Below are 8139 nucleotides of genomic sequence, written 5' to 3' on the forward strand. Positions count from 1 at the left end.
CTGGTCGGAAACCATCTTGCCGTGCAAATTCATGGACTTCAATCTGCAAGCGTACCAAGCCGATCACTTGTTGCACCTCAGCGTCAAACCCCAGCGCCGCCTCACGGTACAGGAAAATGACCAGCACCGCTGGCTGGAGATAGACGGCGTGGTGCAATCCGCCATGTCGCTCGCCGACCCCGCGACCCTCTGTCTGCCCCATCAACGGGTCATCGCCTGCCTGCTGCCGGAGCAGGCCACCCGGATCCTAGAACTGGGTCTGGGTGGCGGCGATCTCACCCGCCATCTGAGTCAGCGCTGGCCCTCGGCTCGCCACGAGTGCGTCGACCTCGACGAAGAGGTGCTGACCGTTTATCAGCAGTTTTTCCAGCATCAGGAGAGCGATGAACACGCTGCTCCGGCACTCCATCAGGCCGATGCCCTCGCCTTTTTGGAGCAGAGCGAACAGCAGTACGATCTCATCCTGCTCGATCTCTTCAGTCAGGATGGCAACCCGCTGCTGCTGTTTCAGGAGCGGCTCTACCGGGCGCTGGCTCCCCGCCTCTGCGGCACTCTAGTCATCAACCTGTTGCCGCGCACCGAACTGGAGCTAACCCACGCCCTGACGCTGATAGAACAGTGGATTGGCCCGGCTACCCCCTATCCGGTCGCAGGGCTCATCAACGTGATTGTCCACGTCATACCGCGGGATCAGGCATCCTCAGACCTGTAGCCAGAAGGTAACCGGGCCGTCGTTGACCAGCGCCACCTTCATGTCGGCGGCAAAACGCCCGGTTGCGGTCGGGATGCCGCTGGCAGCAGCCTTCGCCACGAAGTAGTCATAGAGGCGTTCGGCCTCGCTCGGGTGGGCACCGCTGGAGAAGCTCGGGCGCATCCCGCTCTTGGTGTCGGCCGCCAGGGTAAACTGGGAGACCACCAGCAGGCTGCCACCGATCTGGCTGACATTGAGGTTCATCTTGCCATTCTCGTCACTGAATACCCGATAGCCGCTCACCTTGTGCAGCAGTTTGTCGGCCTTGGCCTCATCATCCCCCTGCTCCACCCCGAGCAGCACCAGCAGTCCCTGACCGATGGCGCCGGTCACCTCCCCCTCGACAGTCACGCTGGCCTCGCTGACCCGCTGAATCAGTGCAATCACATCCCTCTCCTCTCAAAACAGAACGACCGCCCCGGCTCGATTGCAGGGGCGGTCGTCGATGCTACCAATAAACCGGTGGCCAAGGCGATGGCTTAGCCCAGCTCCTCGCTCGCCGGCTTCTCGTACTCGCCGAGGCAGGCAGTAGTCTCCGCACCAAGCAGCACCACCAGCCAACTCAAATAGACCCAGACAAACAGGATCGGGATGGTGGCCAGCGCGCCGTAGATGGCCTGATAGGAGGGGAAGTTGGTGATGTAGATGGCAAAGCCGCGCTTGGCCAGCTCGAACAGGGTCGCCGCTACCAGCGCGCCGATAAAGGCGTGGATCAGCCGCACCTTGCAGTTCGGCACCACGGTATAGACCAGCAGGAAGGTAAGCACCGAGAAGAGGAATGGCAAACCCCGCAGCAGCAGATAGCCGATACCGAACAGGCTCTCGGCGCCAAACAGCCGCAGCGAGAAGATGTAGGAGGAGATGGCGATGCTGGCCCCGATAAGCACGGGCCCCAGGGTCAGGATCATCCAGTACATGGCAAACGCCTGCGCCAGCGGGCGGCCCTGGGTCGAACGCCAGATGTAGTTGAGGTTCTTGTCGATGGCGGAGATCAGCATCAACGCCACCACCACCAGCGCCCCAATCCCCACTGCCGTGGTGTTGGTGGCATTGGCGACGAAGCCGTCGATGTACTCCTTGAGCATATCGCCCGCGGTCGGCACGAAGTTGTGGTAGACGAACTGCTCCATCGCCTGCTTGAGGCTCTGGAACACCGGGAAGGCGGACATCATGCCAAAGACCACGGCGATCATCGGCACCAGCGAAAGCAGGGTGACATAGGCCAGATAACCGGCGGTAACCGTCAATCTGTCCTGCTGGAAACGGCCCCAGACAAACTGGGCAAAGTGGCGACCATCATGGCGCAAGAAGGAGAGGGCGTGGGCCAAACGGCCGCTGACAGGCTGCTGCATCTTGATTCTCGTTAGCGTCATAGTGGCAATATTGTGTCAGAGGAGAGCGCTGTTTGACCACCTTTGAACCCGATTTGCCTCCATCTGCCCCAACCTGTAACCCGGATGGCGTCTCTGGCTGTCGCCAGAAGCAGAAATAAAAACGGCCCCGCTATGGGGCCGTTTGCAACACCGGATTACAGCATGTAGTCCGCGGACAGCTCGATGCGTGCGACGCCGGAGGCCACCGCCGCCAGCGCTACGGCGCGGGCAACCCGTGGCAGCAAGCGGGCATCCATCGGCTTGGGAATGACGTAATCCTTGCCGAAGGCGAGCTCGCTCACCCCGGCGGCGGTCAGCACCTCGGCCGGCACCGGCTCCTTGGCCAGCGCACGGATCGCCTCGACCGCGGCAATCTTCATGGCATCGTTGATGCGGCTGGCACGGGCGTCGAGGGCGCCGCGGAAGATGAAGGGGAAACAGAGCACGTTGTTGATCTGGTTCGGGTAGTCGGAGCGGCCGGTACCCATGATGAGGTCGCTACGTACCCCGTGGGCCAGCGCAGGCTTGATCTCCGGATCCGGGTTGGAGCAGGCGAAGATCACCGGATTGGGTGCCATCAGTGCGACCGCTTCGGCGGGCAACACATCGGGGCCGGAAACACCGACAAACACATCCGCCCCTTCGATGACATCCATCAGGGTGCGCAGCGGGGTCTCGTTGGCGAAGCGATGCTTGTACTTGTTGAGATCGCTGCGGCCGGTGTGAATCACCCCCTGACGATCCAGCATGAAGATGTTGTGCGCTCTGGCGCCACACTTGATCAGCAGATCCATGCAGGCGGTGGCGGCAGCCCCCGCCCCCATGCAGACGATGCGGCTGTCACTGATCTGCTTGCCCTGAATCTCCAGCGCGTTGAGCAGACCGGCGGCGGTGACGATGGCGGTACCATGCTGATCATCGTGGAACACCGGTATGTCGCAGCGCGCGATCAGCGCCTCTTCAATCTCGAAACACTCCGGCGCCTTGATATCTTCCAGATTGATGCCGCCGAAGGTATCGGCGATAGCCGCTACCGTGTCGATGAACTGCTGGCTGGTCTCGTGCTTCACCTCGATGTCGATGGCGTCGATACCGGCGAAGCGCTTGAACAGCAGTGCCTTGCCCTCCATCACCGGCTTGGAGGCCAGCGGCCCCAGATTACCCAGCCCCAGAATGGCGGTGCCGTTGGAGATGACTGCCACCAGGTTGCCCTTGCCGGTATAGCGGTAGGCATCGGCCGGGTTGGCGGCGATCTCGCGCACCGGCTCGGCAACACCCGGGCTGTAGGCCAGCGCCAGATCGCGGGCGGTTTCGGCGGGTTTGGTCAGGGCGATGGCAATTTTGCCCGGTACGGGCTGGGCGTGGTAATCGAGTGCTTCTTGACGCAGATCGGACATGGGGGACCCCGATGTGGTTGGTGCAAATGAGGTGCCGACAGGGGGCACGCAGAAGGGCGGGGATCATAAAAGAAAGCGGTGGGCATGCCCAGCAGATCATGCTGCCGTCAGCCAGATCAGACCAGTTATTTCAGCACCTTACCCCACTCACACCTACCACTTTAGTTATAGATCCTGCTGTGTGGGGTAAAAATGGAGAAAAAAGGGCGGCAAGTTGGCCTTGCCGCCCTTTCTGTCAGTGCTGTAGACCTGACTCAGTTGCCCAGATAGACCGGCAACAGATTTGCCATCGACAGGAAGTGGAACAGCGCGGTCGCCAATCCGAACAGGATCAGCAGCCAGGCCATCAGCTTGCCGCCGGGGGTGACGAAGTGGGGAATCACCTCGCCCCGCTCGGCCCGCGCCCGGGTGCGCAGCACCAGCAGTGCCGGGATGATGCAGGTCCAGATGGTGGCGGCGGCACCGGCATAGCCGATGGCCAGCAGGAAGCCGAACGGGAAGAGCAGGGAGAGCAGCAGCGGCGGCAGGAAGGTGACCGCCCAGGTCTTGCAGCGACCGGCGCGGCTGTTATCGAACTTGAACAGATCAGCCAGATAGTCGAACACACCGAGCCCTACCCCGATAAAGGAGGAGAGGATGGCCGCCATGGAGAAACCGTTGATGGCGCTGGCCACCTTCTCCGATTCAATGACCCCGGAGAGGGCGGAGAGCAGCACGCTCACGTCCCCTCCCTTGGCAATCACGGGAGCAAAATCCTGACGGGGAAGGTTGCCGAAGATCCCCAACAGCCAGAGCACGTAGAGCGCCAGCGCGATCAGGGTTCCCCCCAGAATGGCCCATCTGGCCTGCTGCTCGTTCTGGTAGTAGGCACGCAGGGAGGCCACCGAGTGGTGATAGCCGAACGAGGTGAGCGCCACCGGCAGCATCGCCATGGCATAGGGAGCATAGCGGCTCTCGCTGCCCGCCAGATCGAGCAGGGTCGGCAGCTTGATACTGCCGAGCAGACCGGCCACACCGAGGGCGAAGCTGAGGATCATGAAGGCGATCAGTACCACCGAAATACGGTCAACGGCGCGGGTCGAGTGCCACACCACCGCAGAGAAGAGCGCCACGAACAACACGGACGCGAGCTTGCTGTCGATCCCCAGAATCCCCTGCAGGATGGCACCGGAGGAGGTGATATAGGCGTAGAGCAGAATGCCGCCAACAAAGTAGACCGAGAGATTGTTGAGGAGATTGAGCTTCTCCCCCAGCAGCTCGCGAGTCACGGTATTGAAGGAGACCCGCATGTCGTGGTGCTGGAAGGATTCCAGCAACATCCAGCCGGAGAGAGTCATCATCACCATAGTGACGGTCAGCGCCAGCACCGACCAGAGGGTCCAGGCCCCCGCCCCCGAACTCGGCAGACCGAGCATGCCGGCTCCCACGCAGACGCTGGCAATGATGCAGGCGCCCCCCAAAATTGACGGTTTTTTCTTCATAATCCCTTCTTTTTCTGACTGATTATCTATCCGCGGTAAACAAGACCGCGGCATGATGCCAGCCTTTGCCATGAGACGCCTACCACTATCTGCCATAACCGGGCATGGCTGCCGCATAAAAAAGTGCCCCGAACGGGGCACTCTATCAGCGGGAATGGTGTGAAGAGGGTTAATCCATCACCGGGATACCTGCCCTCGCTTCGGCCTGACGGGCGATGGCCTCGGTCATCCCCTGAAAAATGAAAAGGTGGAACGGCAGCATGGCGAGCCAGTAGGCCAACCCCCAGGCGCCCTGCGGGTGCCAGTGAGCGGTGACCCGGATGCGGGTCAACCCGGACTCCTCCGGCAGGATGTTGAACTCCAGCCGCCCGACGCCCGGGGCCTTCATATTGAACAAGAGATCGAGCCTGCGCCCCTCATCCACCCCGAGGATCTGCCAGGAGTCGAGCATATCCCCCTTCACGAAACGATCCGGATTGGTGCGGCCACGGGTGCGGGCTGGGCCGCCAATCAGGTGATCCATCCATTCGCGCACCACCCACAACTCGTTCATGTAGAAGTAGCGCTGCTCACCCCCCAGTTGCTGCAACACCTGCCACACCACCTCGGGAGAGGCGAGGCAGATGGCCTCGCCGCTGGCGGTGCGATCGTAGAAGCCATATTCGGGATGGCGCCAGCGCAGGCCGAGGGGGGTCTCCTGCCCCTGCTGCTCGGCACCCAGCTTCTGCTCCAGCGCCAAACTCTCCGCCAACGCCTCGTCGAAGCTGAGCAGGGTCTGCGGCAGCAGGGCCCGCAGCGGGCCATCGTCGGCCGGAATATCGTGCTTGAGGCCACCCACCAGCGCCTTGGCCACCGGCTGCGGTACCGAGGTAACAAACTGCAGCCACCAGGCAGAAAGGCGCGGACTCAGAAACGGAATGGGAATGATGGGGCAGCGCTTGCCGATATGGGCGGCGAACTTCTGCAACTGCTGTTGATAGCTGAGCAGCTCGGGGCCGACCGCGTTGAAGATGCGGCCATCCACCTCGTCTGCCTCTACCAGCCCGCCCAGATAGTGCAGCAGGTTGGACAGCGCAATCGGCGGCGTGCGCGAGCGCACCCACTTTGGCGTCACCATCATCGGCAGGTTGAATACCAGATCCCGCATCACCTCGAACGCCGCCGAACCGGGCCCGATGATGATGCCGGCACGCAGCTCCACCGTAGGCACACCGGATTCGCGAAACAGCTCGCCACAGTGGCGGCGGGAGTTGAGATGGCGGCTGTTGCACTGCTCAGGCTGGATCGCCCCGAGATAGATGATGCGACGCACCCCGGCAGCACGAGCGGCGGCAGCGAAGTTCTTTACCCCCTGCTGCTCCAGCCGGTGAAAATCGGCCCCCGCCCCCATGGCATGTACCAGATAGAAGACGGTATCTATGTCCGCCAGCGCAGGCAGCAAAGTGATGGGTTTGAGGCTGTCGGCGAGGCGATACTCGACCCCCTCAGGCAAGCGGCAGGGACGGCGCGCCCCGGCAATCACCCTGTAGCCCAGGGTTTGCAGGTGAGGCACCAGATAGGAACCGATATAACCTGCCGCTCCCATCACCAGACAGTTACGCATGAGTGAAGCCCTCAGCATCATTGATGCAAGGGGCGCCAGACAGGAATCCACCATAGCCCGCCACGTCCATCACCAGACAATTTCTCATGTAATTCTCCCTATCCTCACCGATGCCGCTTGTCAGCTAAAGTGCACCGCGCTACCTGAAAATGTTCAACTAGAGCGCCACCATCCAGTCTCTTGCCATCCTGCCACGCCACCACCTTGCAACCTAGTACTAACCACCTCGCTGATTAGTACGATTTGGTGTTAAGCCCTGAGCATTAAGCGGTCGATAACTGACCAGATGTATAGCGCCGAGGGCGAATGTATGCGCATCGATCACTACGACCTCCAGGGGGAGGTGCAATACCGGCAACAACAGGCCCAGAGCCGCAAGGTGCGCAACCTCGGGCCAGTGCCACCCGCCGTCAATCCACCGGAGGGCAACAACACGGCAGCGGCCGGCGAACGCAGCAGCACCCTGACCCTCACCAGCGCCCTGACGCTGCAAACCCCGAGGCAATCCGCCGCCAACCAGCAAGCGACAACACCTCCCACCCCGCCTGCAGCGGACGTCGGCAAAGAGCAGGATGGTATTCCCGATGATGGGCTGGATAACCGCCAGCGACTGATCAAGCTGATGATTGAGGCGATGCTGGGCCACGAGATCGAACTGCCCAAGCCGATCAAGCCCACCGAAGAGGGAGGCGATGGAGTGACCCAAGGAGACGCCGCGGCTCAAGCCGCCGAGCCGGATCAACTGGTGGAGGTGACTGACACCCTGCTGCAACAGGAGCAACTCAACGTGGTGGCATCGGCCAGCGTAGCGACTCGGGATGGTCAGACTATTCAGCTCGATCTCGGCTTTATGCTCGACTGGCGCCAGCTGGAGGTGAGCCAGCGGCGCACCACCCTCAATGCCCTCAAAGATCCGCTGGTGCTGAGTCTGGATGGCAAGATTGCCGATCTGACCGAGGCACGGGTCACTTTCGATATCGATCAGGATGGCAAGGAGGATAGCCTGCCGGGTCTGCGGGAAGGGAGCGGCTTTGTGGCGCTGGATCGCAATGGCAACGGCACCATAGACGATGGGGGCGAGCTGTTTGGTGCACGCTCCGGCAATGGCTTCGACGAGTTGGCAACCCTGGATGAGGATGGCAACGGGGTGCTGGATGAAGGGGATAGCCAGTTTTCAGCCCTGCAGTTCTGGCATCCGGAGCACGCACCTATAGCTCTGGTCGAACTGGGGATCGGCGCCATCCTGCTGCGCCCCCTCGACACCCCCTTCAACCATCTGGGGGAGAGCGGCAATCAGGGGGTGCTGCGCCAATCCGGCCTCTATCTCACCGAACAGGGTAAAGGAGGCTGGGTGCAGCAGATCGATCTGCGGGTCTGAGCCTTGAAATGAAATCACCCATCGGTCGCTGACGATAACTGCCAGCGACCGGCGCCGGTGCCACCATCAACTCAGCTCGGTGGGGTCGATATCCAGACTCCAGCGCACCCTTTTGGTCTCAGGCCAGCCTTCCAGCTCCTTAACCGCCCAATCCAG

General features: G+C 61.7%; 7 protein-coding genes. 2 read left to right on the forward strand and 5 right to left on the reverse strand.

Going from position 1 to position 8139, the window contains the following annotated elements:
- Positions 1–31 precede the first annotated feature (31 nt).
- On the forward strand, positions 32–712 hold the full coding sequence (locus G5253_RS15360; protein WP_265062869.1) for a spermidine synthase: 681 nt from the start codon (positions 32–34) through the stop codon (positions 710–712).
- On the opposite strand, the gene dtd is transcribed toward G5253_RS15360, so the two are convergent.
- The 5 genes from dtd to G5253_RS15385 form a co-directional block, all read right to left on the reverse strand.
- Positions 701–1138, reverse strand: a complete 438-nt coding sequence (gene dtd, locus G5253_RS15365; protein WP_042054233.1) for a D-aminoacyl-tRNA deacylase — start codon at positions 1136–1138, stop codon at positions 701–703. The genes G5253_RS15360 and dtd overlap by 12 nt on opposite strands.
- Positions 1139–1230: 92 nt before the next feature.
- On the reverse strand, positions 1231–2103 hold the full coding sequence (locus G5253_RS15370) for a virulence factor BrkB family protein (RefSeq protein ID WP_005340664.1): 873 nt from the start codon (positions 2101–2103) through the stop codon (positions 1231–1233).
- 176 nt (positions 2104–2279) lie between these two features.
- On the reverse strand, positions 2280–3521 hold the full coding sequence (locus G5253_RS15375; RefSeq protein ID WP_421203677.1) for a malic enzyme-like NAD(P)-binding protein: 1242 nt from the start codon (positions 3519–3521) through the stop codon (positions 2280–2282).
- 254 nt (positions 3522–3775) lie between these two features.
- A complete protein-coding gene (locus G5253_RS15380; RefSeq protein WP_139747002.1) occupies positions 3776–5002 on the reverse strand; it encodes an aromatic amino acid transporter in 1227 nt (408 codons plus the stop codon).
- 169 nt (positions 5003–5171) lie between these two features.
- Complete coding sequence (locus tag G5253_RS15385) at positions 5172–6605, reverse strand: DUF2867 domain-containing protein (RefSeq protein ID WP_421203680.1); 1434 nt, start codon at positions 6603–6605, stop codon at positions 5172–5174.
- 286 nt (positions 6606–6891) lie between these two features.
- On the opposite strand from G5253_RS15385, the gene G5253_RS15390 reads away from it, so the two are divergent.
- Positions 6892–7983, forward strand: coding sequence for a hypothetical protein (locus G5253_RS15390; protein ID WP_421203681.1), 1092 nt, complete (start codon positions 6892–6894; stop codon positions 7981–7983).
- The last annotated feature ends 156 nt before the right edge of the window (positions 7984–8139 follow it).

Source organism: Aeromonas sp. 602658 (assembly GCF_049173005.1).
GTDB classification, from domain to species: Bacteria; Pseudomonadota; Gammaproteobacteria; order Enterobacterales; family Aeromonadaceae; genus Aeromonas; species Aeromonas veronii_A.

Excerpts from the sequence above, each read along its gene's own strand:
- G5253_RS15370 (WP_005340664.1), bottom strand. The coding sequence starts at position 2,103 with ATGCAGCAGCCTGTCAGCGGCCGTTTGGCCCACGCCCTCTCCTTCTTG.
- G5253_RS15375 (WP_421203677.1), bottom strand. The coding sequence starts at position 3,521 with ATGTCCGATCTGCGTCAAGAAGCACTCGATTACCACGCCCAGCCCGTA.
- G5253_RS15380 (WP_139747002.1), bottom strand. The coding sequence starts at position 5,002 with ATGAAGAAAAAACCGTCAATTTTGGGGGGCGCCTGCATCATTGCCAGC.
- G5253_RS15360 (WP_265062869.1), top strand. The coding sequence starts at position 32 with ATGGACTTCAATCTGCAAGCGTACCAAGCCGATCACTTGTTGCACCTC.
- G5253_RS15385 (WP_421203680.1), bottom strand. The coding sequence starts at position 6,605 with ATGCGTAACTGTCTGGTGATGGGAGCGGCAGGTTATATCGGTTCCTAT.
- G5253_RS15390 (WP_421203681.1), top strand. The coding sequence starts at position 6,892 with ATGTATAGCGCCGAGGGCGAATGTATGCGCATCGATCACTACGACCTC.